This window comes from Nonomuraea sp. NPDC001699 (assembly GCF_053596455.1).
The window spans coordinates 109,464-135,652 of record NZ_JBSFGF010000012.1 but is presented as its reverse complement, the minus strand read 5'-3'; the positions used below and the strand labels follow the sequence as shown (position 1 = coordinate 135,652).

The window sequence follows — 26,189 nt, the reverse complement described above, 5'->3', positions numbered from 1 at the left end:
GGAGGGACGTCGATCGATCACTGTCGGTGGTGGCGGTTACCTGTGACTCCTGTCGGGAAAGGGAGCGAGATGGACGCTAATGGTCTTGATTCGTTGCCCGCGGCGGAGTTGCACGACCGAGCGGTGCGGTACGCCGTACGCCATGGGGATCTGGGCTTCCTGTGGAACCTGCTCAAGGTGATCCCCGCCGCCGAGGCCGCCAGTGGTCACGAGAGTGAGACCGCCAACGACCTCAGCCGGGTCTCCGCGCTGCTCAGCGACGCGCTGGCGGCGGGCGAGGGTGAACTGGGCGAGGCGTTGCGCCCGATCTACCTGGAGTATCTGCGGGATCATCCCGACGCCTGAGCCGTGCTCAGCCGGCCAGGCGCGCCCCCGCGTCGATCCCCGAGATGCCCGGCGTGCTGACCTCCTGCCCGTCCCGCAGAACGATCATGGTGTCGTACGCGCCCGCCGCGGCCAGGTCGGCCGCGAAGCGCGGGGCCAGGGTGGGGCCCATGGCGTACATGGCGGTGGCGTAGGCGTCGGCCACGCCGAGGTCGGGGCCGATCACGGTGACCGAGCCCAGCGTCTGCTGGCGCTCCCCGGTGCGCGGGTCCACCACGGCCGCGCCGCCCGAGGTGGCGATGCCGAGGTCGTGGGCGAACAGTGCCTTCCTGACGACGTCGGTGCGCGGGTCGCGGATGCCGACGCGCCAGGCCTTGCCCGGGGCGGCCGAGCCGCGCACCCTGATGTCGCCGCCCGCGTTGATGCGGTGGTCTCCGGCGCCGGCGTTGCACAGCGCCCGCGACAGACGTTCGAGGGCCCAGCCCTTGATGTAGCCGGAGGGGTCGATCACGCCGTTGATCCGGTGCTCGAACCAGCCGCCGGTCGCCTCGCTCAGCTCCTCGCAGCGGTGCAGCACCTCGACGAGCTCGGGGATCTGCCTGATGGTCAGGCCCTGGTTGAGCCGCCAGATCTGGCTGTCCTCCTTGGCCGGGCTGAAGGTGTCGGCCACCCAGCGCAACCAGGAGAAGGCGTCGTCGAGCAGGGGGGTGAGCTCTCTGGCCGGCAGAGCCGTGCGGATGTCCACACTGACGGGCATGCCCATGACCGTGTCGACACGGGCGCTTCCGGGGAAAATCGTCACCTGGCCTCCTTGTCCGCAGACCACGCTCTCACGTCGGCCGTAACGTGGGGCTAAACCTTTTGCTCCGGTTTGAAATGAACCTGTGATCTGGGGATCGCAAGGCGTGACAACGCGCCGCCGACGTACCGGGTGAACGGGCGCGGGCCCTCGACGACCACCTCGCGCTCGGCGATGTCGGGGATCTGGCGGCTGAGGCCGGAGGCGCTGATGCGCTCCTTGGCCCTCGGGTCGTGCTCGGCGCCGGTGACGAGGATGAGGCCGTACCTGGCCTCCAGGTCGCGCAGCTCGTTGCTGGCGCGCTCGGTCCGGTACACGGCCACGATGTTCGGCGTGCTGTCGGGCACGGCGCCGGGTCCTGTGGCGAGGGCCAGCCGGGCGCGCAGGGTCTCCGCGTCCATGCCGGACGCGATCAGCACCTTGCCCCTGGTCTCGGGGGTCACCGTGTGGCTGCGTACCGCCATGACGGCCGCCATCGTGTACAGGAGGAGCGACCCAAGACGGCTGGGCGCCGTCACGTACGCGGTGGAGCTGAACTCGTGGGCCACCAGCAGCGCACCGGCCAGGTAGCCGCCGAGCCGCAGCCGCTGCCTGGCCTGTTCCGTCCGGAGCAGGTCGGCGGCCTTGACGATGGCGAAGCCGAGCGCGACGAGCAGCGCCGCGGCGGCGTACGCGGTGGGCCGCCAGGGGTAGCCGAACCCCGGCTGGATCGCGCCGAACTCGGCGACCGCGACCCCGCACCAGAAGAGGATGGGACCGTGACTCGCATTCACCTCACTAGCCATGCCTATGACGATGCTGAAGGAACATGAGAGCTTTCTGAGTAAGGTCTGAAACATGGCTAACGTGCGTGTTGAGCGGACAGAAGACGGCGGTTTCCGGGCCACGAACGCCCGTGGCGCCGAGGTGAGGATCGGCGGCGGTGACGAGGAGGGCGTGTTCACCCCGGTCGAGCTGCTGCTCGCGGCGGTGGGCGGATGCAACATCGTCACCGTCGAGCCGCTCACGGCCAAGCGCGGGCACCGGCTGGTGCGCCTGGCCATGACGGTGGAGTCGGAGAAGGTCGAGCCGAACAAGCTCGGGCCGGTGACGGTCACCTACGACGTGGAGCTGCCCTCGGAGGAGGCCGACGAGGTGTTCAGGGCGGTCGCCGGGCGGGTGCACGACAAGTACTGCACGGTGAGCAGATCGTTGCAGGACGGTACAGAGGTTCGATTGGAGCTTCCCTAGTCGGATTAAACGCTTATTCGACCCCGTTATGACGCGACCGTTGCATTCGTCTCGGTAGCGTTGTAGCAGGTCGAGAGGCCACAACAGACCTTCACCGATGCGGACGCGGAGGGGGACCGCGGTCCGCGAGTGCGGGACCGCCGACGTTTTTGGGGGAAGACGTCGGCCTGGACCGCCACCGATCGAGGCCGGGCAGATTTGGGGGAAACTGCCCGGCCTCGATCCATGCCCACCCCCTGCCACTCCCCGCCGCTCCGCCTTTGGCTCACAGGTGGCAGGGCATGCGTATTGTCCTGTGGTGTGAAGAAAGTTCTCATCGACTGCGACCCCGGCATCGACGACGCGCTCGCCCTGGCCCTCGCGGCCGGCTCTCCCGATCTCGAAGTGGTGGGCGTCACCACCGTGGGCGGCAACGTCGACCTGGAGCTGACCACCGCCAACGCGCTGGCGCTCAGGGAGTTCCTCGACCTCGGTGACGTGCCGGTCACACCCGGCAGCGCGGGCGCCCTGCTGCACCGCATGGTCCGCGCCGGCCACGTCCACGGCGCCACCGGCCTGGGGGACGTCGTCCTGCCCGCCCCCGTACGCCCCCTGTCGGACGGCCACGCGGTGGACTTCATCGTGGACGCCCTGCGTGCCGCCCCCGGCGAGATCACGCTGGTCGCGGTGGGCCCGCTGACCAACATCGCCCTCGCCGTACGCCGCGAGCCCCGCGTCGTCGAGTGGGCCCGCGAGCTGGTGATCATGGGCGGCTCGTACACGCGGGGGAACCACAACCCGGCGGCCGAGTTCAACATGCTGGCCGACCCCGAGGCCGCGGCGATCGTCTTCGAGGCTGGCTGGCAGGTACGGCAGCTCGGCCTCGACGTGACCCTGTCCGCCCTGGTCACCACGGACGTGCTCGACCGCATGCGCCCGCTCGGCCGGCTGTCGGAGCTGCTGGTGCCCGCCGCGCAGTTCTACGGCGTGGTGACGGCCGAGGGCGGCCCGGCGATCCACGACGCCTGCGCGGTGGCGTACGTGCTGGACCCGTCGTTGTTCACCTGCGTGCCGGCCGTGGTGAACGTGGAGACCGTCGGGACGTACACGCGGGGGATGACCGTCACCGACTTCGACCTGCGCGGACGGCAGGCGAACGCGCTGGTGGCGACGTCCGTGGACGTGAAGGGGTTCTGGGACCTGGTGCTGGGGGCGTACGGGAGGCTGGGGGAGCGGCTCGGCTGATGTGCGGGCACCGTCCGGCGGCTGATACAGTTAACCCTGTTGCGCCGCTAGCTCAGTTGGTTAGAGCAGCTGACTCTTAATCAGCGGGTCCGGGGTTCGAGTCCCTGGCGGCGCACCCTAGAGAAACCCCAGGTCACCGTGTTGACCTGGGGTTTCTGCTTTCCCGGAACCCTGTGGACGCCCCCGAGCCGCTCGGCGTCACCCGTGGCCCGCCGCTCCCATGCCGGGCCGCTCAGGAACGGCCGTCCAGGAAGATGACCATCGGGATGGTGGCACCCCGGCGCTGCGACAATCAGGGGGTGGACGAGACGCTTCTGGAGTGGCTGGCGGGGCTGGGGCGCGAGAGGCTGGCCGAGGTGCTGACGTCGCGGCCGGACGTGTTGCGGCCCGTGCCGCCGCGGCGGCTGGTCGAGCTGGCCGAACGGCTCGACGCGCCCGAGTCCGTGCACCTGGCGCTGTCCCGGACGCCGCTGCCCTGCCTGCTGCTGACCGAGGCGATCCTGGTGGCGGCCCGCACCGGGCGGCCGCTGTCCGGCCTGGTGGCCTCCGGGGCCGACCTCTCCGGGCTGATCGACCGGCTCGAACGCGCCGCGCTCGTCCGGCGCGACGAGGACGGGACGCTGAGCTTCGCCGCCGGGCTGCCCGCGGTGCTGCCCACGCCCCTGGGGCTCGGTCCCGACCTGGCCGCGATCCTCCCGCAGGTCACCATGGCCGAGCTGACCGAGGTGGACCGGCGGCTGGGCGGCACCGGCGCGGGGCGCAAGGCGATCCTGATGGAGTCCGTCACGGCGGCGCTCGGCGACCCCGACCGGCTGGCCCGGCTGGTCGCCCGCGCCCCGGCGGGCACCCGAGAGCTGCTGGACGACTTCGTCGAGCGAGGGCCCGCGCGGGTGCTCGACGAGTTCCCGCCACGCGGCCAGCACCAGCCACGGCGTGCGGCGACCCCGGCGCGGTGGGCCCGCGACCACGGTCTCGTCTGGAGCGTCGACTGGGAGCGCACGTACGTCATGCCCATGGAGGTCGCGCTCGCGCTGCGCGGGCGCGACCACCGGATCGACCTGCCGGTCGAGCGACCGGCGATCAGTACGCGGCCGGTCGCCGGAGAGCTCGTCGCCCACGAGGCGTCCGTGGCCGCCCTCCGCCTCCTGGACCGGGCCGCGGCCCTGCTGGAGGCCGCGGCGGCGGAGCCGTTGCCCGAGCTGAAGGGAGGCGGCGTCGGGGTCAAGGAGGTGCGCCGCCTGGCCGGCCGGCTGGGCTGCGCCGAGGACGAGGTCCGCCTGCTGCTGGACGTCGTGCACGCCGCCGGGCTGCTGGCCGCCAACCCGGTCACGCAGGTGCGCACCCGGCGCGCGACCGAGACGCGGCGTACCGGGGTCTCGCCGACCAAGGGCTACGACGCGTGGATGCGCCTGGAGCCGGCCGATCGCTACACCGCGCTGGTCGAGGCATGGTGGGGGCTGCCGATCAGCCCGACCCGCCGGTACGACGGCAAACCGCGCACCCCGCTGGCCCCCGCCGGAACCGGGACGCCGTCCAGCGTCATCCGGGAGGTGGTCTTCGAGCTGCTCGCCGACGCGACCGCCACGGGAGAGGGCGCGGCCGTCCCGGACGCCGAGGAGGTGGCGGCGGCCGCGAGCTGGCACCTTCCCCTCGTGCAGCGGGCGAGCTGCCGCGAGGTCGTGCTGGCCGTGCTGGCCGAGTCGAGGCTGCTGGGCCTGGTCGGCGCGGACGCCCTCAGCCCGCCCGGCCTGGCCCTCCGGTCGCCCTCGGCTCCGCAGGCGGGCGAGGCCGCCGCGGGGCTGCTGGCCGCGGCCCGGCAGCAGGCGCTGTTCGGCACCGACCTGACCGCCGTGGTCACCGGCCCGCCCGCCGCCGCCCTGGCCGAGGTGCTCGACCGGGCCGCCGACCGCGAGCCCGGCGGCACGTGGCGGTTCGGCCCGGCCTCGGTGCGCCGCGCCCTCGACGCCGGCCACACCCCGGCCGACCTCGTCGCCGCCCTGGCCGAGGTGGCCTCCGGCCCGTTGCCGCAGCCTCTGACGTATCTCGTCCACGACGTCGCGCGGCGGCACGGGGAGGTCGAGGTGGTCCCGGTGGGCTGCTGCGTGGTGGGCGACCGCGCCCTGCTGGCCGAGGTGGCCGCGCATCGCAGGCTGGCGAAGCTGCGTCCGCGCCTGCTCGCCCCCACCGTCCTGGCCAGCGCCCTCGATCCGGCGCAGACCCTGGCCCTGCTCAGGGAGGCCGGGTACGCGCCGGTGGCCCGCGAGGCCGACGGCTCGCTCGCCGTGACCGGCCGCACCTCCAGGCGCGCGCCCGCCCGTCCGGCCCGCCGGGAGCAGGCGGTCCTCAGCCCCGAACGCGCCGCCGCCTGGCTGGTCGCCACCGCGGGTGAGCCGGCCCCGGTCTTCCACGGGCTGCGCGACGTCTTCAGCCGGTACGCCACCGCCCTGCCCCCCAAGGCCCGCGAACGGGTGGCGATGGAGCTGCAGTACCACGGCACGGCCCGGATCGCCTACGACGGCGAGGACCTCACGGTCAGCGGCCCGGAGGTACGCGGCGCCGACCTCGACGTGTGGTGCCACGAGCCCGCCGAGTTCCGGCTGCTGGACCTGGCCAAGATCACCAAGGTGCTGACCTGATCAGGCGTCCAGCTCGTCGCGGGCCGCCATCAGGGCGAAACCCAGCAGGTTGAGCCCCCGCCAGGTCGCCGCGGAGGTGGCGCGCTCGTCGTCGGCGGCCAGGCCGATGCCCCAGACCCGGTCCAGCGGGCTGGCCTCGACCAGCACGTGCGCGCGGGTGCCGACGAGGAAGTCCCGCAGGTCCGGGTGCGCCCCGAACTTGGCGAGCGAGGCCCGGGTGACGATGTCGAGCCGGTGGGCGTCCCACACGGCCTCGTCGAAGCCGCGTACGGTGCGGCCGAGCTTCTTGGCCTCGGCCGGGGTCGCCGCGCGCAGGACGCGGCCGGCGATGTCGTGGTCGCCGAACAGCCACGCCTTGTGGGCCATCATGTAGTGCTCGGCCGAGGCGAAGGTGTGGCCGTCCTCGGTGAAGGTCGCCGGCCACCACTGCGACAGGCAGCCGCGGCCGGGGCCGCCGTCGCGGGACGGGCGGTGGCCCCAGAAGTAGAGGTAACGCGGCCGGCGGCCGTTCCGCTCCGCCGCGACGGCCTCGTCCACGGTACGGGGAAGCTGGTCGGACACGGCTCAACCGTCCCACAGGGTACGGACGGCCGCCAAGCGGATAAAGGCAACAGGTCAGAGCCGGCGGATCATGGCCTGCTTGGCCGCCGCGAACTCGTCGTCCGTCAGCACGCCCGAGCGGTGCAGCTCGCCCAGCTCGGCCAGGCGGCGCAGCACCGCGTCGTGCGCGTCACCGCCGGGGGCGGCCGGCGGCTCAAGCTCGGCGGGCTCCTCGCGCGGCAGCCGGGCCAGCACCGCGGCGCCGACCAGCGCGGTCGCGCCGCCGAAGCGCTGGATGCCCCAGGAGACGCAGTGGGGGTCCTTCTGCGGGGTGACCCCGGGCCCGTCGCCCTTGAGCCGGAAGCGGAGCGTGCCGTAGCCCAGGCCGGACTGCGGCTTCCACTCCACGCCCACCAGGTCGGCCAGCGGGAACTCCTGCGACCCGGCCCGTTCCTTCTCCGAGCTGGCGAAACCCGTCCATTCCAGGCGGACGCGCTCGCCGTCGAAGACGGCCGTGCCGTCGCCGGCCGTGGCCGAGACGGGGATGGCGGGGCCGGGGAGGAGGTAGTGCTCGCAGGGGCCGGTCGGCGTCTGGTTGATCTCCAGGGTGTCGCGGACCTCGTCGGCGAAGTACTGGGCGGCGCCGGCGCGCTCCTTGGGCACCGCGAGCCGGTAGGGGTCGGCGGGGGCGGCCAGCGACCCGGCGACGAGGTCGGACAGGGGGTCGGCGCCGTAGCGCAGGCGAAGGCGCAGCTGGCCGCCCTTGCGGCCGGGCTCGAACGCGCACGTCGCGATGGCCTCCAGCGGCACGGCGACCTCGCCGAGCACCTTGCGGAGCTCATGGACGTTCTTGTCGCCGCCTGGGACCACGCGCAGCATCTCTCCGTTGAACGTCCACGAGCCGTCGAGAACGGCGATCTCGGTCATATTCTCAGCCTAGGACGTCGAGAGGAGCCCGATGAAGATCTTCACGAGCTGGATGTCGTGGGGCCAGGCCGCCGGACCCCTGGCCGAGGCGCTCCCGTCGCAGGCCGTCACGAGGTTGCGCGAGTCGGTGCGCTTCGCGCGGACGCAGCACGGCGTGCGGCAGCGTCCCACCGGGCGGCCGTACGTGGAGCATCTGCTGGAGGCGCTGGAGGTGGCGGTGGCCGGGGCACAGGTGCGCGACCCCGACGTGCTGACCGCGGTCGTGCTGCACGACGTGCTGGAGGACACGGCGTGCACCGAGCGGGAGCTCGCGCGGCGGTTCGGCGCGGACGTGACCGGGCTCGTCCGCTGGGTGACCAGGCCCGCCGGGCAGGCCGGGGCCGACCACCTGGCCGCGCTGGCCAAGGCCCCGGCGCAGGCCGTGCTCGTGAAGCTGGCCGTCGGGGTGAGCAAGGTGCAGGAGTTGCAGCGCCTCCATTGGCGGTTCCAGAAGCACTGCTACCAGGAGACCGTCTCCTCCATCGTGCCGCTGGCCGCGCCCCACCCCTGGTTCGCCGAGTGGTACGAGGAATGGCGACGGCCGTGGGCCAGGCGCGTGGCCCGCTTCCCGGACTAGCCTCCCAGCCGGGCCAGCCGGTTGCGTACGCCGTCGAAGTGCGCGTACACGGCCGACACCGCGGCGGCCCGGTCGCCGGCCAGCACCGCGGCGTAGATGTCGCGGTGCCGCCTGGCCACGTCGCCGGGCGGCTCGTCGGGGGCGCCGAGGTGGTCGCGGAGCTGGTGGTAGACGTCCCAGAACGCGCCGAGGAGCTGGCTGACCAGCGGGTTGCCGAGCGGCCGGTAGAGCAGGTCGTGGAAGAGCCGGTCGGTCTCGGGGGAGACCTCGCCGACCTGTGACTCGTGGTCCATGCGGGCCATGACGTCGGCCACCGGCGCGAGGTCGGCCTCCGGACCCAGGTCGATGAGCCGCTGGACGAGGCCGCTCTCCAGGATCTCGCGGATCTCGATGAGGTGCGCCAGGTGGTTGCGGCCGTTCTGGAGGGTGATGCGGCTGTGGAAGGCCAGCTCGTCCACGAGGCCGGACAGCGACATCCGGCCGACGAACATGCCGAAGCCGTGGCGGATGTCCACGATGCCGACCGCCTGGAGGGCCTTCAGCGCCTCCCTGACGGAGTTGCGGCTGACCTGGAGCTCCTCCATGAGCTCCGACTCCGTGGGCAGCGGGTCGCCCGCGACCAGCCCGCGCCTGACGATCAGGTCTTTGACGCCCTCCTGGGCCTCGACGGCCCGGCTGGGACGTGCCGGACGCGGGACTGCGGTCATGAAGCTTCCTTTCATCGTAGGTAACATTCCGGAAATCCTCTGTTGACCTCAAGACGCTCTGGCGTTTAGCGTCCACGTTACGCACAAGATAGGACATGGGATGTCCTACGTTCTACCTTTCCCCCCCAGGAGGCATCCGTGAGCTCTGAGTTCAGCCGCCGTGACTTCCTGCGCTACAGCGGGGCCACGGGTGCGGCGGCGTTCATCGCGGCCACCCTCTCCGCCTGTTCCGGAGGCCCGGCCTCGACCGGCTCGGTCGGCGCCGGATCGAACAAAGACCTGATCACCGCCGTCATCGGCTACGGCAACGACCAGAGCTGGGACCCGACGCAGACCGCGTCGGCGTTCGCGATGGCCGGGATCAGCCACGTCTACGAAGGACTGCTCGACACCGACCCGGTCACCCGGGAGCCGTACCCGGCCCTGGCCACGGCGCTGCCCGCCGACCCGAACGCCACGTCCTGGACGTTCACCCTGCGCGAGGGCGCCAAGTGGCACGACGGGCAGCCGGTCACCGCCGACGACGTGGTCTTCACGTTCGAGCGCATCCTCGGCCCGGACAACGTGCTGACCGGCAACTTCTTCAAGTCCTGGCTCCAGGAGGTGAAGAAGGTCGACGACCGGAACGTGGAACTGGTCTTCAAGTTCCCCTTCCCCGACGCGGCGCCCCGGCTGACCATCGCCAAGATCATGCCGAAGCACGTGTTCGGCCAGGCGGGCGCGTGGGACAAGGCCAAGAGCGGCATGGCGGTCGGCTCCGGGCCGTACAAGCAGACGGCGCACAACCCGAAATCCAACACCTCCTTCGAGGCGTTCGACGGCTACAACGGGCCGCGCCCGGCCACCGTCAAGAAGATGAACTGGCTGACCATCGTGGACGCCTCCGCCCGGGTGGCCAAGATCTCCGGCGGCTCGGCCGAGGCGCAGATCGCCGACAACATCCCGTACGCCAACGTCGAACAGCTCAAGCAGCAGGGGCTCACGGTCGAGGGCGGCAAGGGCATGAACCACATGTTCCTGATGTTCAACACCGCCGCCAAGCCCTTCGACGACGTACGCGTCCGCCAGGCGCTGCACTACGCCATCGACAAGCAGAAGATGATCGACGTGGCGCTCAAGGGCCACGGCACGGCCTCCAGCTCCTTCCTCAACGAGGGCCACCCCGACCACCGCCGCGCCTCGGTCGTCTACGACTACGACCCCGACAAGGCCAAGGCGCTGCTGAAGGAGGCGGGCGTCACGAACCTGACGGTCAACCTCATGGCCGTCAACGTGAGCTGGATCGCCGACTGCCTGCCCACCATCGCCGCCTCCTGGGAGGCCGTCGGGATCAAGACCACGCTGGAGCCGCAGGACACGGCCGCGCTGTTCACCAAGATGGACCAGTTCCAGGACTACCAGGTGGTCGCGGCGGCCTCGAACCCCAACCAGTTCGGCATGGACGCCGACCTGATCCTGCACTACAACTACGTGCCCGGCGGCCTGTGGATGAAGTACAGCCACTGGGACGGCAGCAAGGACGCCGAGAAGCTGTTCGCCATGATGGACGCGGCCGGCAAGGAGACGGACAAGGCCAAGAAGACCGAGCAGATCCATAAATATCTGGACCTGGTCGCCGAGGAGGCCGTGCTCTACCCCGTCGTCCACAACGAGCTGATGACCGCCTGGGACCCGAAGAAGATCTCCGGCATCCGCGCCCAGCCCTACCCCGGCATCAACCTGCTGCAGGCCAAGAGGACATGACGCTCGTACTCAGGATGCTGCTGCGGCGGCTCCTCATCCTGATCCCGCTGGTCCTGGGCGTGGTCGCGTTCGTGTTCGTCGTGATGCGCTTCTCGGGCGTCAAACCCGAGTACGCCTACTTCCAGGGCGCGAACCCCACGGCGGAACAGATCCACCGCTTCCAGGAGGAGAACGGCCTGCTGGACCCGCTGCCGCTGCGGTACGTGCGCTTCGTCGCCGACCTCGCCCAGGGCGACATGGGCACCAGCGTGCTCACCAAGAAGCCGGTCATCGAGTCGGTGACGACCGCGTTGCCGCTGACCCTCCAGCTCACGTTCCTCGGCCTGGCCGTGGCGGTCGTGTTGTCGCTGGTGTTCGGCGTGACCGCGGCGCTGTTCCGCGACCGCTGGCCCGACCAGGCGATCCGGGTCGTGTCGCTGGTCGGCGTGGCGGCCCCGGCGTTCTGGCTGGCGCTGCTGATGATCCAGTGGCTGGCGGTCGGCGAGGGACTGTTCCCGACCGGCGGCTACATCAACCCCGCCGACTCCGTCACCGGCTGGCTGCAGTCGATGACGCTGCCCGCGCTGTCGTTGTCGCTGCCGATCGCCGCCCAGCTCACCCGCATCATCCGCACGTCGATGGTCGAGGAGCTGGACCGTGACTACGTGCGCACCGCGATCGGCAGCGGCCTGCCGATGATCGTCGTGGTCGGACGCAACGTGCTGCGCAACGCGCTGATCAACCCGCTGACCGTGCTCGGCCTGCGCATCGGCTACCTGATCGGCGGCACGGTGGTCATCGAGACGATCTACGGCCTGCCCGGCATGGGCCAGCTCATGATCAACGCGGTGCGCGACGGCGACCCGGCCGTGGTGCAGGGCGTCGTGCTCACCATCGCGATCGGCTTCATGGTGGTCAACCTGGTCGTCGACATCCTCTACCTGCTGGTCAACCCCCGCCTGAGGAGTGCCGCCTGATGAGAAGCGGACTCACCGAACGCCTGGCCAGGCCCGGCGTCGCCTTCCGGCGGCTGCCCCTGGCGTCCTGGCCGGCGGTCGGCGTCATCGTCCTGGTCGTGCTGGCCGCCCTGTTCGCGCCGCTGATCGCGCCGCACTCGCCGTACTTCCAGGAGGCCGCCGGCGGCGGCCCGTCGGCCGCGCACTGGATGGGCCTCGACAGCGCCAACCGCGACATCCTGTCCAGGCTCCTGTACGGCGCCCGCTGGTCGCTGATCATCGGGCTCGGCGCCACCGGGCTCGCCCTGGTGGCCGGGGCGGTCGTCGGCGCGGTCGCGGCCACCTCGCGCCGGATCGTGGACGAGACCGTCATGCGCGTGCTCGACGTGATCATGGCCTTCCCCGGCATCGCGCTGGCCGCCGTGCTGGTCGCGGTGTTCGGCGGCAGCATCCCGGTGCTGGTCATGGCCATGGCCTTCCTCTACATGCCGTCCGTGGCCAGGGTCGTGCGGGCCAACGTGATCGCCCAGTACGGCGAGGACTACGTGGCGGCCGAACGCGTCATCGGCGCCCGCACGCCGTACATCGTGGTCAGGCACGTCGCGGTCAACTGCGCCGCGCCCGTGCTGGTGTTCTGCACGGTGATGGTGGCCGACGCGATCGTGTTCGAGGCGTCGCTGTCGTTCATCGGCGCCGGCGTACGGCCGCCGAACCCGTCGTGGGGCAGCGTCATCGCCGACGGCAAGAACCTGGTGCTGCTCGGCGGCTGGTGGGCCACGGTCTTCCCCGGCCTGCTGATCCTGCTCACCGTGCTGGCCCTGAACATCCTGTCCGAGGGCATCTCCGACGCCTGGGCCGCCCCGGTACGCAGAGCCGCCCCCAAGAAGGACGACGCGTACGAGCAGGCCACCCCCGGCACCGGCCAGGTGCTCGAACTGCCCGGCCTGGCCGAGGCGGCGCGCCGGCTGGCCGAACGCGCCCGCCCGCTGCCCCAAGGACAGCCGATCCTCAGCGTCGAACGCCTGCGCATCGGCTTCGAGCCGGACATCGACATCGTGGACGGCATCGGCTTCGAGGTGTGGCCCGGCGAGGTCGTCGGCCTGGTCGGCGAGTCCGGCTGCGGCAAGTCGCTGACCGCACTGACCGTCATGGGCCTGCAACCACGTGCGGCCCACGTCAGCGGGCACGTGCGCTTCGACCAGAAGGAGCTGCTCGCCCTGCCGCGCGGCGCCCGCCGCCGCCTGCTCGGTCACGAGATGGCGATGATCTACCAGGACGCGCTGTCCTCGCTCAACCCGGCCATGACCATCAGGGCCCAGCTCAGGCAGGTCACCCGCAGGGGCGGCCGGCGTACCCCCGCCGAGCTGCTCGAACTGGTCGGCCTCGACGCCCGCCGCACCCTGTCCGCCTACCCGCACGAGCTGTCGGGCGGCCAGCGGCAGCGGGTGCTGATCGCGATGGCGCTCTCCCGCGAGCCCAAGCTGATCGTCGCCGACGAGCCGACGACCGCGCTCGACGTGACCGTCCAGGCGCAGGTCATCGAGCTGCTGCTGCGGCTGCGCGAGGAGCTGGGGTTCGCGCTGATCCTGGTCTCGCACGACCTCGCCCTGGTCGCCGACGTCACCGACCGCGTCGTCGTCATGTACGGCGGCCAGATCGTCGAGACCGGCGCCACCGCCGCCCTGGTCGGCGAGCCCGCCCACCACTACGCCCGTGGGCTGCTCGGCGCGGTGTTGTCGCTGGAGTCGGGGGCCGAGCGGCTGACGCAGATCCCCGGCGTGGTGCCCGCGCCCGCCGACTTCCCGGCCGGGTGCAGGTTCGCCGACCGATGCCCGATGGCCACCGACATGTGCCGTACGCAGGCCCCGGTGCTGACCGGAGAGGCCAGGCGGCACGCGGTGGCCTGCCACCACCCGGCGGTCGAACTCGTGGGGAGTGAGCGACATGCTTGAGCTGGACGGTGTGCACGTCGTGCACAAGGCCCGGTCGGGAGGGCTGTTCTCGCGCGACCGGGTGCACGCCCTGACCGCCGCCTCGCTGACCGTCGCGCCCGGCGAGACCGTCGGGATCGTGGGGGAGTCGGGCTGCGGGAAGTCCACGCTGGCCAAGGTGCTGGTCGGGCTGCAGCGGCCGACCTTGGGAAGCGTGCGCCTGCACGGCCGCGACCTGTGGACGCTGACGCAGGGCGAGCGGCGCGCGCTCGTCGGCGGCGGCGTCGGCCTGATCTTCCAGGACCCGTCCACGGCGCTCAACCGGCGGCTGCCGGTCGGGCGCATCCTGCGCGACCCGCTCGACGTGCACGGCCGCGGCACCCCCGCCCAGCGCGAGGCCCGCGAGCGTGAGCTGCTGGACCTGGTGGGCCTGCCCGCGGGCGTGGCCGGCGCGCTGCCCGGCCAGCTCTCCGGCGGGCAGCGGCAGCGGGTGGCCGTGGCCAGGGCGCTCGCGCTCGAACCCGGGCTGGTCGTCGCCGACGAGCCCACCAGCGCCCTGGACGTGTCCGTCCGCGCCCAGATCCTCAACCTGCTGCTCGACCTCAAGGAACGGCTCGGGCTGGCGCTGGTGTTCATCTCGCACGACATCCAGACCGTGCGCAGGATGAGCGACCGCGTGGTCACCATGTACCTGGGCCGGATCGTCGAGCAGACGCCCGCGCAGTCCGTTCCGGGGCGGGCCAGGCATCCGTACACGCGGGCGCTGTTCTCGGCCACCCCGGGGCTGATCTCGCCCATCAACCCGATCCCGCTGGTGGGGGCCGTGCCGTCGGCCACCAGGCCGCCGAGCGGCTGCCCGTTCCGCACCCGGTGCTGGCGGGCCGACGACCTGTGCGCCGCCGAGCCGCCCCCCGCCACCCGGGCCGGGGACGACCACCTCTTCCACTGCCACCACCCGGTGGCGGCCGGAGCCACCGACCTAGAGCTGATCCAGGAGCACTCATGACAGATCCCGACGTCGCCGGGTCCGCGACAGATCCCGATGTCGCCGGGTCCGCGACAGATCCCGATGTCGCCGGGTCCGCGACGGTGACCGGCGTGATCCCCCCGGTCTGCACCCCGTTGACCCCCGGCCACGAGGTGGACGCCGCCTCCCTGACCCGGCTGGTGGACCACCTGCTGGAGGGCGGGGTGGACGCGCTGTTCGTGCTCGGCTCCTCCTCGGAGGTGGCCTATCTGACCGACGCGCAGCGGCGGGTGGTGCTGGACACGGTCGTCGGGCACGTGGGCGGCCAGGTTCCGGTGCTCGCCGGGGTGATCGACATGACCACGCCGCGGGTGCTCGAACACGCCCGGGTCGCGGTGGAGGCCGGGGCGTCCGCGCTGGTGGCGACCGCGCCGTTCTACACGCGCACCCACCCCGACGAGATCCGCACCCACTTCCGGACGATCGCCGCCCGCGGCGGCCTGCCCGTCTACGCCTACGACCTGCCGGTCAGCGTGCACACCAAGCTGGGCGCCGACCTGCTGCTCGAACTGGCCGCCGAGGGCGCGCTGGCGGGGGTGAAGGACTCCAGCGGCGACGAGGGCGGCCTGCGCCAGGTCATCATGGGCCGCCGGGCGCCGTTCAGCGTGCTCACCGGGTCGGAGGTGACCGTGGACTCCGCGCTGTGGATGGGCGCCGACGGCGTCGTGCCCGGCCTCGGCAACGTGGACCCCCACGGGTACGCCGAGCTGTACCGGGCCGCCTCCCGTGGCGACTGGGAGGCGGCCAGGATCCAGCAGGAACGCCTGGTCAGGCTGTTCGAGATCGTCCGGGTCGGCGCGGGCCGCATGGGCGGCAGCTCGGCGGGGCTGGGCGCGTTCAAGGCCGCCCTGCACCTGCGGGGCGTCATCGACTGCCCGCTCACCGCGCTGCCGCAGATCCCGCTGAACGACGACGAGACCGGCCGCATCGGCAAGCTGCTGGCCGCCGCCGGGCTGCTGTAGCCGCTCAGCGGCCGTTGCTCAGTGGCCGCTGCTCAGAGGCCCTCGGCGTGGGCGGCCCGCTCGTTGGGGACGCAATGGGTCATCTTCAGCCCCTCCACGTCGCGAGGGCCGTTGCGTCCCAGCTTGACCAGGCGCTCCCGGTCCTCGTCGGTGAGGTCCTGGCCCGCCAGCGGCTCCAGCTGGGAGACGTCGTCCGGGGTGAGGCCGAGGCCCTCGCCCACGCGCAGGCCGAGGTCGTCCTCCACGAGCAGGAAGTGCCAGACCATGCGCTCCTGGATTCGCCGGTCGCACTGGCTGAGCGCGTCGACGAAGTTGCGCACGAGGTCGTCGCGCTCCCACTGCTCCATGAGCAGGTAGCGCTGGCCGGCCTGCTTGTAGTCGTTGGTGCGCGGGATGCGCCTGCGCATGAGCCGGCCGCTGATGACCGGGCCCTCCTCGTCGAGGGTCGGGTACTCGGCCTCGCGCAGGCCGCCGCGGAGCGAGGGCTCGTAGTTGATGTGCGGGTCCTCGCCGCCGGTGTCGACGAAGAACGCCATCTGGCCGTCGCGCTGGTTGGTCCTGATGGGCGCGTTCCTGGCCTGGTTGACCGGCAGTTGCAGGTAGTTGGGGCCGACCCGGTAGCGCTGGGTGTCGCTGTAGGAGAACGTCCGGCCGACCAGCATCTTGTCGTCGGAGAAGTCGAGGCCGTCCACCAGGACGCCGGTGCCGAAGGCGGCCTGCTCGTTCTCGGCGAACTGGTTGTCGACGTTGCGGTTCAGCACCAGGCGGCCGACCGGCCTGGCCGGGAACTCGTTCTCCGGCCACACCTTGGTGTCGTCGAGCGGGTCGAAGTCCAGCTCGGGGTGCTCCTCGTCGCTCATGAGCTGGACCAGCAGCTCCCACTCGGGGTGGTCGCCGCGCTCGATGGCGTCGCGCAGATCCTTCGTCGCGTGTCCCAGGTCGCCCGCCTGGATGACCGCCGCGTCCGCCTCGGTCATGCTGCGCACGCCCTGCTTGGGCATCCAGTGGTACTTCACCAGATACGTCTCGCCCTGCTGGTTGACCCACTTGTAGGTGTTCACGCCGAATCCCTGCATGTGCCGGTAGTCGGCGGGAATGCCGCGCGGGCTGAACAGGTTGACCAGCATGTGCATCGACTCGGGCGTCTGCGACATGAAGTCGAAGATGCGGTTCGGGTCCTGCCGGAAGGTGACCGGGTCGGGCTTGAGCGAGTGGATGACGTCGGGGAACTTGATGGCGTCCCGGATGAAGAAGACGGCCAGGTTGTTGCCCACGAGGTCCCAGTTTCCGTCCTCGGTGTAGAACTTGATCGCGAAACCGCGCGGGTCGCGGGCGGTCTCGGCGGAGTCCCGGCCGCCGATCACGGTGGAGAAGCGCAGCGCCACATCCGTGCGCTTGCCGGCCTCTTGGAACAGCTTGGCCCTGGTGTAGCGGCTGACCGGCTCGTCGCCGATCTTGCCGTACGCCTCGAAGTAGCCGTAGGACAGCGTGCCCCTGGCGTGCACCACCCGTTCGGGGATGCGTTCGCGGTCGAAGTGGCTGATCTTCTCCAGGAACTGGTAGTTCTCCAGCGTGGCCGGACCGCGCGGGCCGACCGTCCGCTGGTTCTGGTTGTCGTAGACGGGATGCCCCTGCCGGTTGGTGAGCACCTCGCGCTCGTCGCCCGACTGCGGTCCCTTGCTGGAGACGTCTGTCATCGCACCGTTCCTCTCCCCGGACGAGATCTTCCCCGGCTGCCCTCAAGGCCGGATCGGAAACGGGCAAAACCTCGTCCTCGGGGCGGCTACCTGCTCACGTCGTCGGCGCCCCGGCCGAGCAGGCCCAGGTCGGACCGGCGGGGCAGGCTCTCCCAGTCGCCCTGCGAGGTCACCGCGAACGCGCCCGCCGCGCAGGCGGTGTCCAGCCGCCGTTCCGGTTCGGCCCCGGCCAGCCAGTCGGCCAGCCACCCGGCCGCGAACGCGTCCCCGGCGCCCACGGGGTCCACCTCCGTCACCCGGTACGGCCGGGCCCGCCGCAGCACCCCGTCCGACAGCTCAAGCGCGCCCTCGGCCCCCGACTTGACCAGCACGTACGAGGGCCCCAGCGAGGCCAGCGCCTTGGCCAGCTCCGCCGGGTCCCCGACGTCGGCGATCAGGCGGCCCTCGGGCACGGTCGCGAACAGCACGTCCACGCCGCCGACCGTCTCCCGCAGCCAGGCGCCGGCCTCCTCCGCCGCCCACAGGGCCCGGCGGTAGTTGACGTCCAGCGAGACGAGCACGCCGGCCGCCCGCGCCACGGCGATGGCGTGCGCCACGCTCTCGCGGGCGGACGGCGACAGCGCCGGGGTGATCGCGGAGACGTGCAGCACGCGGGCCGAGGAGATCAGCGCCGGATCGAGGTCGTCCGGCCGCAGCCGGGACCCGGCGCTGTCCCTGCGGTAGTAGCGCACGTCCACGAGGTCGGCGGTGCGCCTGCCCTTGATCATCAGGCCGGTGGGGGCGTCCGGGTCGGTGACCGCGCGCACGTCCACGCCCTCCCCGGCGAGCGTGGCCCGGATCAGGTCGCCGAACTCGTCGTCGCCCACCCGCCCGGTCCACGTCGCCCGGTGGCCGAGCCGGGCCACGCCGATCGCCACGTTCGACTCGGCGCCGCCGAGGCCCAGGTCGAAGTCGCGGGCGAAGCGCAGCGGCCCGGTACGCCGGGCGGCGAACAGCGCCATGGTCTCGCCGAAGGTCACCAGTTCGGTCATGTGGTCGGCCTGCCCAGCTTTCTGGAGATCCGTGACGCCGCCCCGGCCACCAGCGGCCCCAGCTCCCGCACCCGCGCGGCGGTGATCCGCGAGGTGAGCCCGGAGACCGAGACGGCGGCGACGACGGCGTCATTGTGGTTGAAGATCGGCGCGGCGACGCAGCGCACCTCGGGCTCGTTCTCGCGGTCGTCCACCGCGTAGCCGCGCCGCCGGATGTGGGTCAGCTCGGCGCGCAGCCGGTCGGGGTCGGTGATGGTGTGCTTGGTGATCGGTTCCAGCGTCAGCCCGGCCAGGGCCTCCTCCGGCTGCCAGGCCAGGATCGCCTTGCCGACCGCCGTGGCGTGCACCGGGCCGCGGCTGCCGACGCGCGAGGCCATCCGCACGTTCGTCTCGTTCTCCACCTTGTCGATGTAGACGACGTGGGGGTGATCGTAGACGACCAGGTGGACGGTCTCGCGCACCTCGCTCATCAGCCGGTGCGACTCCTCGGCCGCGACCGCGCGCAGGTCGAGCGTGGCCAGGTACGCCTGCCCGAGCTGGAGGGTGCCGTGCCCCAGCCGGTACGCCCCGGTCCTGCGGTCGCGTTCGAGCAGCCTGGCCTCCACGAGCGGGACGGTCAGCCGCAGCACCGTGCTCTTGGACAGGCCCACGGCCTCGGCGAGCTGGGTGAGCGACAGGCCGGTGTGGCCGCGTACGTGGTCCAGGACGGCCAGGGCGCGCCGGAGCGAGGCGGACTGGTTGCGTTCGGGCACGAACGTCACCATATTCGATGAAATTTCGCGAAATGCAGCACGCTGTTGTGCACTGCACAACATCTTCTGACAAGTCTTCTCGACCCCTGGACGAATTCCTAGTGTCTGCGCTCAGGAGGTAATAGTGAAGTTTCTTTACTTTGCCGCGGCCGGAACGGCCCTGCTCACGCTGGCCGCCTGCGCACCCTCGACCGCTCCCGCCTCCGGCGGCGGCGACGAGCGGACGGGGACGCTGCGCGTCTGGCTCTTCGACGAGCCCAACCGCGCCCCCAAGGACAAAGTCGTCAACGAGGCGATCAAGGAGTTCACCGCCGCGCACGCGGACGTCAAGGTCGAGGTCACCTACATCCCCACCACCCCCGCCCGGCACGAGAAGTTCAAGGGCGCCTTCAACGACCCCGCCAGCTCCCCGGACGTCGCCGAGTACGGCAACACCGACCTCGCCGAGTACGCCGCCGCCGGCGGCTTCGCCGACCTCACCGCCGACCTGAAGGGCCTGGACCTGACCCCCGACCTGGTCAAGTCGGCCTCCGTCCAGGGCAAGCAGTACGGCCTGCCCTGGTTCATCGGCATCCGAGCCCTCTACTACCGCACCGACGTCTTCGACGAGCTGGGCCTGAAACCGCCCACGTCCGTCGCCGCGCTGACCGAGACCGCCCGCACGATCCGGAAGAAGAAGCCCGACCTGTACGGCATCGCCGTCGGCGGCGAGTACACCTTCGGCGCCCTGCCCTTCGTCTGGGACGCCGGCGGCGACATCACCTCGCTCGACTCGCCCGAGTCGCGCAAGGGCGTCAAGGCGTACACGGACCTGCTGACCGACGACGTCTGCCCGCCGCAGGCGTGCGTCTCGCTGACCGGCGGCAAGACGGTCGAGCTGTTCGCCGGCGGCAAGGCCGCGATGGGCATCCTGGGCAACTTCAACCGCTCGGCCGTGGACGCCGGCGCGGCGGCCGGCAAGTACGCGGTCGTGCCGCTGCCCGGCGCGGCCGAGGGCTCGATCGCGCCCGCCTTCGCCGGCGGCAACAACCTGGGCGTGCTGAAGAACGCCGGTCACCGCACCCTGGCCGCGGACTTCGTCAAGCTCCTGGGCGGCAAGGCGTACCAGGCCAAGATGTACGACGCGATGGGCAACCTGCCGACGCTCACCTCGGCCCGCGACGAGCTGGCGGCCAAGGACCCGTTCGTCAGGCCGTTCCTGGACACGGTGGCCAAGGGCACCCGGTTCGTACCGATCGACCCCGCCTGGGTGAAGATCGACAACGGCAAGGTCATCCCCACGATGTTGCAGAAGGTCGCGACCGGGCAGTCCACCGTCGACCAGGCCACCACCGAGGCGGCCGCGGCCGTCAAGACCGCCTTCGGCCGCTCGTGAGCCGAGGTACGACCGTCCGCCGCGGGCGTCCGTGGCTGTACCTGCTGCCCGCGGCGGCCGTGCTGGTCCCGATGTTCGGCTACCCGGTCTACATGCTGGGCCTGCTGTCGGTCTTCGACTACCGGCAGGCGCAGGTCAGCGGCGGGCAGCCGAGCACGTTCGTCGGGTTCGGCAACTACGCCACGCTGCTCGGCGACGGGCGCTTCTGGGAGGTGCTGGCGCAGACCGTGGGGTTCGCGGCGGCGCTGGTCGTCGCGACGCTGGCGGTCGGCGCGGCCCTGGCCGTGCTGCTGACCAGGACCGGGCCGGTGCCGAGGGCGGCCCTGTCGCTGGCCGCGCTCGGCGCGTGGGCGGCGCCCGCGATGACCGGCTCCACCGTGTGGATGTTCCTGTTCGACGCCGACCTCGGCCTGGTCAACCAGGTGCTCGGGATCGACGGGTTCAACTGGTTCTACGACCGGTGGGTCACCTTCGGCGTGGTCGGCGCGACGGTCGTGTGGCACTCGTTCCCGCTCGTCATGATCACCCTGTACGCGGGCATCCGGGCCGTCCCGTCCTCGGTGCTGGAGGCCGCCGCGCTCGACGGCGCCTCGGCCTGGCAGGGGTTCTGGCGGATCGTCGTGCCGATGTTGCGGCCCCTGGTCACGATCGTGGTCATCCAGTCGGTCATCTGGGACTTCAAGATCTTCACCCAGATCTACGTGATGACCAACGGCGGCGGCGTCGCCGGGCAGAACACCGTGCTCAACGTCTACGCCTACCAGATCGCCTTCGGCTCCTCCGAGTACGGCCTCGGCTCGGCCGTCGCGGTCGTCATGACACTGATCCTGCTCGTGATCACCCTGTTCTACATCCGTGCGCTGCGGCGCAGTGGGGAACGCCTGTGAACCGACGACGTCTTCTGCCCAACACGGTCGCGCTGGTGGTCGCCGTCCTCACCGCGTTCCCGCTCTACTGGATGGCCCTGTCGGCGTTCAAGCCCGCGGGGGAGATCCAGTCGCTGGAGGTCAGGCCCTGGACGTCGCACCCGACGCTGGACAACTTCGTCCGCGTGCTGACCGGTGAGAACTTCGCCCGCTACCTGCTCAACAGCGCGATTGTGGCGCTGGTCGTGGTCGTGTTGTCGGCCGGGCTCGCCTTCCTCGCGGCGGTGGCCGTGACCAGGTTCGCCTTCCGGTTCAGGACGACCGTCCTGATCATGTTCCTGGTCGCGCAGATGGTGCCCGTCGAGGCGCTGACGATCCCGCTGTTCTTCGTGGTCAGGGACCTGGGGCTGCTCAACACGCTGGCCTCGCTGGTGGTGGTGCAGCTCGCGTTCACGCTGCCGTTCGCGATCTGGATGTTGCGCGGGTTCGTCGCCGCGGTGCCCGAGGCGCTGGAGGAGGCGGCGATGATCGACGGGGCCGGCCGCGCGACCGTGCTGTGGCGCGTGCTGTTCCCGCTGGTCGCCCCCGGCCTGGTGGCGACCAGCGTGTTCTCCTTCATCACCGCCTGGAACGACTTCGTCTTCGCGCGGACCTTCATCATCTCGGCCAAGGACAACCAGACCCTGCCCGCGGCGCTGCTCGTCTTCTTCAAGCCCAACGAGAACGACTGGGGCGGGATCATGGCGGCCTCGACGCTGATGACGATCCCCGTGCTGATCTTCTTCGTGGCGGTGCAGCGGCGGCTCGTGTCAGGGCTTGGAGGGGCGGTCAAGGACTGAGACGTCGTGCCGGTCGCCGGGGGCCAGGAACTCCAGCAGCAGCCGCGCCTCCCGCTCGACCTCGTCCAGCTCGCCGATCGGCGTCCACTGGTGGACGTTCAGCGTGGAGACGCCCTTGGCCCTGGTCACCGTCCAGTCGCCGGCGGTGACGCCGTCCACGAGGATGATCCGGGGGATCACGTTCGTGCCCATGAACGACCCCTGCATGACGGCCGCGCCGCGCTCGCTGATCACCCGGGAGCGGTCGGCGTGCGACAGGAACAGGTTGTCGAAGTCGTACATCAGCCGGACCGGGGCCGGCACGTCCTCCGGCGGCCGGACGGCCTCCGGCAGGTCGTACAGCGTGCGGCCGGAGGCGTCCCTGAAACGGACCAGGTCCATGGACTCGACCACCTCGCCCAGCCTGGTCAGCCCCGACCACGTCTGCGCGTCCTGCACCGAGGCCGGGCCGAACGCGGCCAGGTAGCGCCGGACCAGCTCGGCGGCCGTCATCGGCGGCACCTCGCCCAGGCCCAGCCACGACTCGGCGGTGGTGTGCGCGACCGGCCCGCTCCTGCCCCACAGCCCGCGCGGCGGCACCTGGACCAGCGGCAGCAGCCAGCGCACGCCCTGGCCGAGCGCGTGCTGGTCGTGCTCCGGCCACCGCTCGGCCAGCGCCCGCCCGAGGTCGGCGAAGGTCATCGGCCGCTCCTCCAGCAGCGCCCGCCCGGTCACGGCCAGCTCGTCCAGGTCGACGCCCGCCAGCCGCTTGCCGAACGTCGTCCGGGTCATGCGCTCGGTGACCACCTGCAACAGCGGCCGCATGGCCAGGCAGTCGCGGGCGGTGACCAGGTGGATCGTGGAGCGTTGCAACGCGATCCGCACCAGCTCGCGGGAGGCCAGCAGGGCGGAGGCGTCCTCGGGCTTGAGCCCCTCCAAGCGGTTCCACAGGCCGACGTACCAGGTGTGGGGGGTCTGCGCCTGGAGGCCGCCGAGCTGCTCGACGACCTCCTGCACGCTCCCGCCACCGCGGCGCAGCAGCAGTTGCCGGTCGAGCGTGGCCCGGTTGAGCGCGCGCTGGGAGATGAGGGGATCCATGGGGACAACGGTAGGGGCAATCGCGGTCACTTCCCGACCTCGATGTGCCCTCAGGCGAGCGCGTCGGGGCCCAGCTCGTCCGGCGAGGAGTAGCCGGACAGGGCGAGCGTGATGTCCAGCTCGCCCAGCAGGCAGCGCAGCACGTGCTCGACGCCCGCCTGCCCGCCCAGCGCCAGCCCGTACAGCACGGGACGGCCGACCAGCACGGCCCGCGCGCCCAGCGCGAGCGCCTTGACCACGTCGGCCCCGGTGCGCACGCCCGAGTCGAACAGCACCGTCAGCCGGTCGCCGACCGCCTCGGCGATGCCGGGCAGCGCGTCGAGCGCGGCCAGGGCGCCGTCGACCTGGCGGCCGCCGTGGTTGGACACCACGATCCCGTCGACGCCGTGCTCGGCGGCCAGCCGCGCGTCCTCGGTGCTCATGATGCCCTTGAGCACGATCGGGCCGTCCCAGTGGTCGCGCAGGAACGGCAGGTCGTCCCAGCTCAGCCCCGGGTTGGGGAACATGCCCGCCCAATGGGCGACCGGGTTCTCCACCCCGGCGAAGTTGGGGTCGCTCAGGTAGTTGGCGATGCCGGTGCCGGCCAGGAACGGCAGGAAGCCGCGGTCGAGGTCGGCCGGACGCCAGCCGAGCAGCGTCGTGTCCAGCGTGACCACCAGCACCGAATGGCCGGTCGCCGCGGCCCGGCGCAGGAAGCTCAGGCACACGTCCCGGTCGGTCGGGTAGTAGAGCTGGTACCAGCGCGGCGCGTCCCCGCCCGCCGCCGCCACCTGCTCGAAGTCGTGGGCTGCTGCCGTCGAGTGCACGTACGGGACGCCGACCGCGGCCGCGGCCCGCACGGTGGCGAGTTCGCCCTCCTCGTGGGCCAGCGTCTGCACGCCCATCGGCGCCACCAGCACCGGCGCCGCCATCGGGGTGCCCAGCACCTCGCACGACAGGTCACGCTGCCGCCGGACGCCGCGCAACATCCTCGGCACGATCCGGCGCCGCTCGAACGCCTCCAGGTTGGCGCGGGCGGTCGAGCCGCTGCCCGCGCTGGGCACGATGTAGCCGAGCGCCTCGGGCGGGAGCACCCGCCCGGCCGCGGCCTCCAGGGCGGAGAGGTCGGTGGTCAGCTCCGGCGCACGGCCTTCGAGCATGCCCGTCAGGTAGATGCCGAGCTGGTGATCGCCTGCGTTCATGGCTCCCATCCAACCAGCCCGTCCCGCCCTCCGGGGGCCGTGCCGACCGCCCTCATGACGGCCCTGATGACGGCCCTGATGACGGCGACCGTGACGCGGCCCTACGCTGCTTCTCATGCACAAACGCGTGATCGACAACCGCTTCGAGCTGACCGAGAGGCTCGGCGGCGGTGGAATGGGCCTGGTGTGGCGCGCCTGGGACACCGCCCTCCACCGCGAGGTCGCGCTGAAGGAGGTCCGGCCGCCCGACCCGTCGTTCGAGGAGCACGATCCGGAGGGCGCCCGCGAGCTGCGCGCCCGGGTGCTGCGCGAGGCCCGCGCGCTGGCCAGGCTGAACCATCCGCACGTCGCCACCATCCACCACATCGTCGATCCGGGCGCCGACGGCTACCCGTGGATCGTCATGGAGCTGGTCACCGGCGGCTCGCTCCAGGACCGTCTCACCCGCGGGCCGATGACGCCCTGGGAGACCGCCCGCCTGGGCCGCGAGGTGCTGTCCGCGCTGCGCGCCGCGCACGCGGTCGGCATCCAGCACCGCGACGTCAAACCCGCCAACGTGCTGCTGCGCGAGGACGGCCGCTCGGTGCTCACCGACTTCGGCATCGCCGCCGTGCGCGAGTCGACCAGCCTGACGGCGACCGGGTCGTTCATCGGCTCGCCGGAGTACATCGCGCCCGAGCGCATCAACGGGCACGAGGGCGACCCCGCCTCCGACCTGTGGTCGCTCGGCATGATGTTGTACGTGGCCGTCGAGGGCCGCCACCCGCTGCGCAGGAGCACCACGCTGGCGACGCTGGCCGCCGTCCTCAACCAGGAGGTGCCGCCGCCGGAGCGGGCCGGGCCGCTCGCGCCCGTGCTCGGCGCTCTGCTGCGCCGCGACCCGGCCGGCCGGCCCGACGCCGAGACCCTCGACCGCCTGCTCGCCGCCGTCGCCGACCCGGGCTCCGCCCCGCACGCCTACCTCCCCCCACCCCCGGCCCCCTTCCAGCCCGGCCACCCCTCCCCATCCTCGGGCCCCCTCCACCACGGGCCGCCGCCAGGGGCCACCGTGCCGCCCGGGGGGCCGCGGCCCTGGGGGCCGGAGCCGTCGTTCTCGCACGCCGGGACCATGTCGTCGCGCCGCTCCCGCCGCTCGCCGGTCGCGGCCGTGACGGCCTCCGTGGGCGCGCTGGCGGTGACCGGCGTGCTGGTCTACACGCTGCTCCCGGGCGTGCGCGGCGCGGAGCAGCCGGAGCAGCAGCAGACGCCGCGGGCCACCCCGATGGAGACCACCGACGCCCAGGAGCCGGCGGAGACCGACGAGCCGAAGCCGCAGCCGGAGAACCTGCTCACCGCCGACGGCATCCGCGCCGCGATCAAGGCGCTCAAGCCGGTCATGGGCGGCACCAAGGTCGTCCGGATGGTCGTCTACCCGACGTACGTCTCCGCCGAGGCGCCGGTCAAGGGCGACCCGACCATCTACGACCGCTACGTCTACCGCGACGGCGTGGCCTCCCGCGAGGGCGCCGGCTCCACGGTCCGCACCCCCACCGTCGACCTGGCCAAGTACGACTGGGACGCCATGCCCGGCCTGCTCAAGAAGGCCGAGGGCGTCCTCGGCGTGCGCAAGCCCACCTCGCGCTACCTCGTCGTCGATCCCAACTTCGTCTTCACCAGCACCAAGCAGGTCCTGCTCGTCTACCTGGGCGACGCCTACCGCACGGGCTACCTGGTGGCCGACCCGCAGGGCAGGGTGCTCAAGACCTACCGCGCCTCCTGACCGGCCGGGCG

General features: G+C 71.9%; 24 protein-coding genes and 1 tRNA gene. 15 read left to right on the top strand and 10 right to left on the bottom strand.

Going from position 1 to position 26,189, the window contains the following annotated elements:
- The first annotated feature begins 69 nt into the window (after nt 1–69).
- Nucleotides 70–345, top strand: a complete 276-nt coding sequence (locus tag ACWCSU_RS31795) for a hypothetical protein (protein WP_352319467.1) — start codon at nt 70–72, stop codon at nt 343–345.
- Nucleotides 346–352: 7 nt separating this feature from the next.
- Here ACWCSU_RS31795 and ACWCSU_RS31790 read toward each other — a convergent pair whose 3' ends face one another.
- Both ACWCSU_RS31790 and ACWCSU_RS31785 read right to left on the bottom strand, forming a co-directional pair.
- Nucleotides 353–1,126: an FAD:protein FMN transferase gene (locus ACWCSU_RS31790; RefSeq protein ID WP_449939928.1), complete on the bottom strand. Its 774-nt coding sequence runs from the start codon at nt 1,124–1,126 to the stop codon at nt 353–355.
- A 50-nt stretch (nt 1,127–1,176) separates the two neighbouring features.
- Nucleotides 1,177–1,908 (bottom strand): hypothetical protein, encoded by a 732-nt coding sequence (locus tag ACWCSU_RS31785; protein ID WP_449939926.1) that lies wholly within the window; start codon nt 1,906–1,908, stop codon nt 1,177–1,179.
- 52 nt (nt 1,909–1,960) lie between these two features.
- On the opposite strand from ACWCSU_RS31785, the gene ACWCSU_RS31780 reads away from it, so the two are divergent.
- The 4 genes from ACWCSU_RS31780 (at nt 1,961) to ACWCSU_RS31765 (ending at nt 6,213) form a co-directional block, all read left to right on the top strand.
- The gene (locus ACWCSU_RS31780) at nt 1,961–2,353 is read left to right on the top strand and encodes an OsmC family protein (RefSeq protein ID WP_357698978.1); all 393 of its coding nucleotides are present in this window, start codon (nt 1,961–1,963) and stop codon (nt 2,351–2,353) included.
- A 300-nt stretch (nt 2,354–2,653) separates the two neighbouring features.
- Nucleotides 2,654–3,577 carry a nucleoside hydrolase gene (locus ACWCSU_RS31775; RefSeq protein ID WP_449939924.1) on the top strand — a complete coding sequence of 308 codons (924 nt, stop codon included), beginning with the start codon at nt 2,654–2,656 and terminating at the stop codon, nt 3,575–3,577.
- 41 nt (nt 3,578–3,618) lie between these two features.
- A tRNA-Lys gene (locus ACWCSU_RS31770) sits at nt 3,619–3,692 on the top strand.
- Nucleotides 3,693–3,876: 184 nt separating this feature from the next.
- A complete protein-coding gene (locus ACWCSU_RS31765; protein ID WP_449939922.1) occupies nt 3,877–6,213 on the top strand; it encodes a helicase-associated domain-containing protein in 2,337 nt (778 codons plus the stop codon).
- Here ACWCSU_RS31765 and ACWCSU_RS31760 read toward each other — a convergent pair whose 3' ends face one another.
- Complete coding sequence (locus ACWCSU_RS31760) at nt 6,214–6,774, bottom strand: NADAR family protein (RefSeq protein WP_449939919.1); 561 nt, start codon at nt 6,772–6,774, stop codon at nt 6,214–6,216.
- 54 nt (nt 6,775–6,828) lie between these two features.
- Nucleotides 6,829–7,680 carry a DUF4429 domain-containing protein gene (locus ACWCSU_RS31755; RefSeq protein ID WP_364084887.1) on the bottom strand — a complete coding sequence of 284 codons (852 nt, stop codon included), beginning with the start codon at nt 7,678–7,680 and terminating at the stop codon, nt 6,829–6,831.
- Nucleotides 7,681–7,711: 31 nt separating this feature from the next.
- Here ACWCSU_RS31755 and ACWCSU_RS31750 point away from each other — a divergent pair, with 31 nt between their 5' ends.
- A complete protein-coding gene (locus ACWCSU_RS31750; RefSeq protein ID WP_449939917.1) occupies nt 7,712–8,296 on the top strand; it encodes an HD domain-containing protein in 585 nt (194 codons plus the stop codon).
- Here the strand turns inward: ACWCSU_RS31750 and ACWCSU_RS31745 are convergent.
- Nucleotides 8,293–9,003: a FadR/GntR family transcriptional regulator gene (locus tag ACWCSU_RS31745; protein WP_357698990.1), complete on the bottom strand. Its 711-nt coding sequence runs from the start codon at nt 9,001–9,003 to the stop codon at nt 8,293–8,295. The two genes, ACWCSU_RS31750 and ACWCSU_RS31745, sit on opposite strands and share 4 nt — an antisense overlap.
- A 138-nt stretch (nt 9,004–9,141) precedes the next feature.
- Between ACWCSU_RS31745 and ACWCSU_RS31740 the strand changes: the two genes are divergently transcribed.
- From ACWCSU_RS31740 to ACWCSU_RS31720, 5 genes are read left to right on the top strand one after another with little or no spacing between them, the layout of a single operon-like run.
- Complete coding sequence (locus ACWCSU_RS31740) at nt 9,142–10,746, top strand: ABC transporter substrate-binding protein (RefSeq protein ID WP_357698992.1); 1,605 nt, start codon at nt 9,142–9,144, stop codon at nt 10,744–10,746.
- Nucleotides 10,743–11,702: an ABC transporter permease gene (locus tag ACWCSU_RS31735; protein ID WP_357698994.1), complete on the top strand. Its 960-nt coding sequence runs from the start codon at nt 10,743–10,745 to the stop codon at nt 11,700–11,702. The genes ACWCSU_RS31740 and ACWCSU_RS31735 overlap by 4 nt, the downstream gene beginning before the upstream one ends.
- Nucleotides 11,702–13,633, top strand: a complete 1,932-nt coding sequence (locus ACWCSU_RS31730) for a dipeptide/oligopeptide/nickel ABC transporter permease/ATP-binding protein (RefSeq protein ID WP_449939912.1) — start codon at nt 11,702–11,704, stop codon at nt 13,631–13,633. Before ACWCSU_RS31735 ends, ACWCSU_RS31730 begins: the two co-directional genes overlap by 1 nt.
- Nucleotides 13,626–14,618, top strand: coding sequence for an oligopeptide/dipeptide ABC transporter ATP-binding protein (locus ACWCSU_RS31725; RefSeq protein WP_449939911.1), 993 nt, complete (start codon nt 13,626–13,628; stop codon nt 14,616–14,618). The genes ACWCSU_RS31730 and ACWCSU_RS31725 overlap by 8 nt, the downstream gene beginning before the upstream one ends.
- Nucleotides 14,615–15,601, top strand: coding sequence for a dihydrodipicolinate synthase family protein (locus ACWCSU_RS31720; RefSeq protein ID WP_357699000.1), 987 nt, complete (start codon nt 14,615–14,617; stop codon nt 15,599–15,601). The genes ACWCSU_RS31725 and ACWCSU_RS31720 overlap by 4 nt, the downstream gene beginning before the upstream one ends.
- A gap of 32 nt (nt 15,602–15,633) precedes the next feature.
- Here ACWCSU_RS31720 and ACWCSU_RS31715 read toward each other — a convergent pair whose 3' ends face one another.
- The 3 genes from ACWCSU_RS31715 to ACWCSU_RS31705 all read right to left on the bottom strand — a co-directional run bounded on the left by ACWCSU_RS31715 (nt 15,634) and on the right by ACWCSU_RS31705 (nt 19,081).
- On the bottom strand, nt 15,634–17,298 hold the full coding sequence (locus tag ACWCSU_RS31715) for a catalase (RefSeq protein WP_449939909.1): 1,665 nt from the start codon (nt 17,296–17,298) through the stop codon (nt 15,634–15,636).
- 86 nt (nt 17,299–17,384) lie between these two features.
- Nucleotides 17,385–18,329 (bottom strand): sugar kinase, encoded by a 945-nt coding sequence (locus tag ACWCSU_RS31710; protein WP_449939906.1) that lies wholly within the window; start codon nt 18,327–18,329, stop codon nt 17,385–17,387.
- Nucleotides 18,326–19,081, bottom strand: coding sequence for an IclR family transcriptional regulator (locus ACWCSU_RS31705; protein ID WP_449939904.1), 756 nt, complete (start codon nt 19,079–19,081; stop codon nt 18,326–18,328). Before ACWCSU_RS31705 ends, ACWCSU_RS31710 begins: the two co-directional genes overlap by 4 nt.
- A gap of 124 nt (nt 19,082–19,205) precedes the next feature.
- On the opposite strand from ACWCSU_RS31705, the gene ACWCSU_RS31700 reads away from it, so the two are divergent.
- The 3 genes from ACWCSU_RS31700 to ACWCSU_RS31690 are packed head-to-tail and all read left to right on the top strand — an operon-like array spanning nt 19,206 to nt 22,161.
- Complete coding sequence (locus ACWCSU_RS31700; protein ID WP_364084863.1) at nt 19,206–20,456, top strand: extracellular solute-binding protein; 1,251 nt, start codon at nt 19,206–19,208, stop codon at nt 20,454–20,456.
- A complete protein-coding gene (locus ACWCSU_RS31695) occupies nt 20,453–21,343 on the top strand; it encodes a carbohydrate ABC transporter permease (RefSeq protein ID WP_364084860.1) in 891 nt (296 codons plus the stop codon). The genes ACWCSU_RS31700 and ACWCSU_RS31695 overlap by 4 nt, the downstream gene beginning before the upstream one ends.
- A complete protein-coding gene (locus ACWCSU_RS31690) occupies nt 21,340–22,161 on the top strand; it encodes a carbohydrate ABC transporter permease (protein WP_449939901.1) in 822 nt (273 codons plus the stop codon). Before ACWCSU_RS31695 ends, ACWCSU_RS31690 begins: the two co-directional genes overlap by 4 nt.
- On the opposite strand, the gene ACWCSU_RS31685 is transcribed toward ACWCSU_RS31690, so the two are convergent.
- Together ACWCSU_RS31685 and ACWCSU_RS31680 are read right to left on the bottom strand one after the other, a co-directional pair.
- Nucleotides 22,132–23,238, bottom strand: coding sequence for a winged helix DNA-binding domain-containing protein (locus ACWCSU_RS31685; protein WP_364084856.1), 1,107 nt, complete (start codon nt 23,236–23,238; stop codon nt 22,132–22,134). The two genes, ACWCSU_RS31690 and ACWCSU_RS31685, sit on opposite strands and share 30 nt — an antisense overlap.
- Before the next feature lie 50 nt (nt 23,239–23,288).
- Nucleotides 23,289–24,419, bottom strand: coding sequence for an alpha-hydroxy-acid oxidizing protein (locus ACWCSU_RS31680; RefSeq protein WP_449939899.1), 1,131 nt, complete (start codon nt 24,417–24,419; stop codon nt 23,289–23,291).
- A 115-nt stretch (nt 24,420–24,534) separates the two neighbouring features.
- Between ACWCSU_RS31680 and ACWCSU_RS31675 the strand changes: the two genes are divergently transcribed.
- Nucleotides 24,535–26,178, top strand: a complete 1,644-nt coding sequence (locus ACWCSU_RS31675; RefSeq protein WP_449939898.1) for a serine/threonine-protein kinase — start codon at nt 24,535–24,537, stop codon at nt 26,176–26,178.
- The last annotated feature ends 11 nt before the right edge of the window (nt 26,179–26,189 follow it).

What these genes read in the sequence shown, in the direction of transcription:
- ACWCSU_RS31685 (WP_364084856.1), bottom strand. Translation starts at nt 23,238, where the DNA reads ATGGATCCCCTCATCTCCCAGCGCGCGCTCAACCGGGCCACGCTCGAC.
- ACWCSU_RS31730 (WP_449939912.1), top strand. Translation starts at nt 11,702, where the DNA reads ATGAGAAGCGGACTCACCGAACGCCTGGCCAGGCCCGGCGTCGCCTTC.
- ACWCSU_RS31795 (WP_352319467.1), top strand. Translation starts at nt 70, where the DNA reads ATGGACGCTAATGGTCTTGATTCGTTGCCCGCGGCGGAGTTGCACGAC.
- ACWCSU_RS31675 (WP_449939898.1), top strand. Translation starts at nt 24,535, where the DNA reads ATGCACAAACGCGTGATCGACAACCGCTTCGAGCTGACCGAGAGGCTC.
- ACWCSU_RS31680 (WP_449939899.1), bottom strand. Translation starts at nt 24,419, where the DNA reads ATGAACGCAGGCGATCACCAGCTCGGCATCTACCTGACGGGCATGCTC.
- ACWCSU_RS31725 (WP_449939911.1), top strand. Translation starts at nt 13,626, where the DNA reads ATGCTTGAGCTGGACGGTGTGCACGTCGTGCACAAGGCCCGGTCGGGA.
- ACWCSU_RS31720 (WP_357699000.1), top strand. Translation starts at nt 14,615, where the DNA reads ATGACAGATCCCGACGTCGCCGGGTCCGCGACAGATCCCGATGTCGCC.
- ACWCSU_RS31735 (WP_357698994.1), top strand. Translation starts at nt 10,743, where the DNA reads ATGACGCTCGTACTCAGGATGCTGCTGCGGCGGCTCCTCATCCTGATC.
- ACWCSU_RS31715 (WP_449939909.1), bottom strand. Translation starts at nt 17,298, where the DNA reads ATGACAGACGTCTCCAGCAAGGGACCGCAGTCGGGCGACGAGCGCGAG.
- ACWCSU_RS31745 (WP_357698990.1), bottom strand. Translation starts at nt 9,003, where the DNA reads ATGACCGCAGTCCCGCGTCCGGCACGTCCCAGCCGGGCCGTCGAGGCC.
- ACWCSU_RS31710 (WP_449939906.1), bottom strand. Translation starts at nt 18,329, where the DNA reads ATGACCGAACTGGTGACCTTCGGCGAGACCATGGCGCTGTTCGCCGCC.
- ACWCSU_RS31750 (WP_449939917.1), top strand. Translation starts at nt 7,712, where the DNA reads ATGAAGATCTTCACGAGCTGGATGTCGTGGGGCCAGGCCGCCGGACCC.
- ACWCSU_RS31780 (WP_357698978.1), top strand. Translation starts at nt 1,961, where the DNA reads ATGGCTAACGTGCGTGTTGAGCGGACAGAAGACGGCGGTTTCCGGGCC.
- ACWCSU_RS31755 (WP_364084887.1), bottom strand. Translation starts at nt 7,680, where the DNA reads ATGACCGAGATCGCCGTTCTCGACGGCTCGTGGACGTTCAACGGAGAG.
- ACWCSU_RS31785 (WP_449939926.1), bottom strand. Translation starts at nt 1,908, where the DNA reads ATGGCTAGTGAGGTGAATGCGAGTCACGGTCCCATCCTCTTCTGGTGC.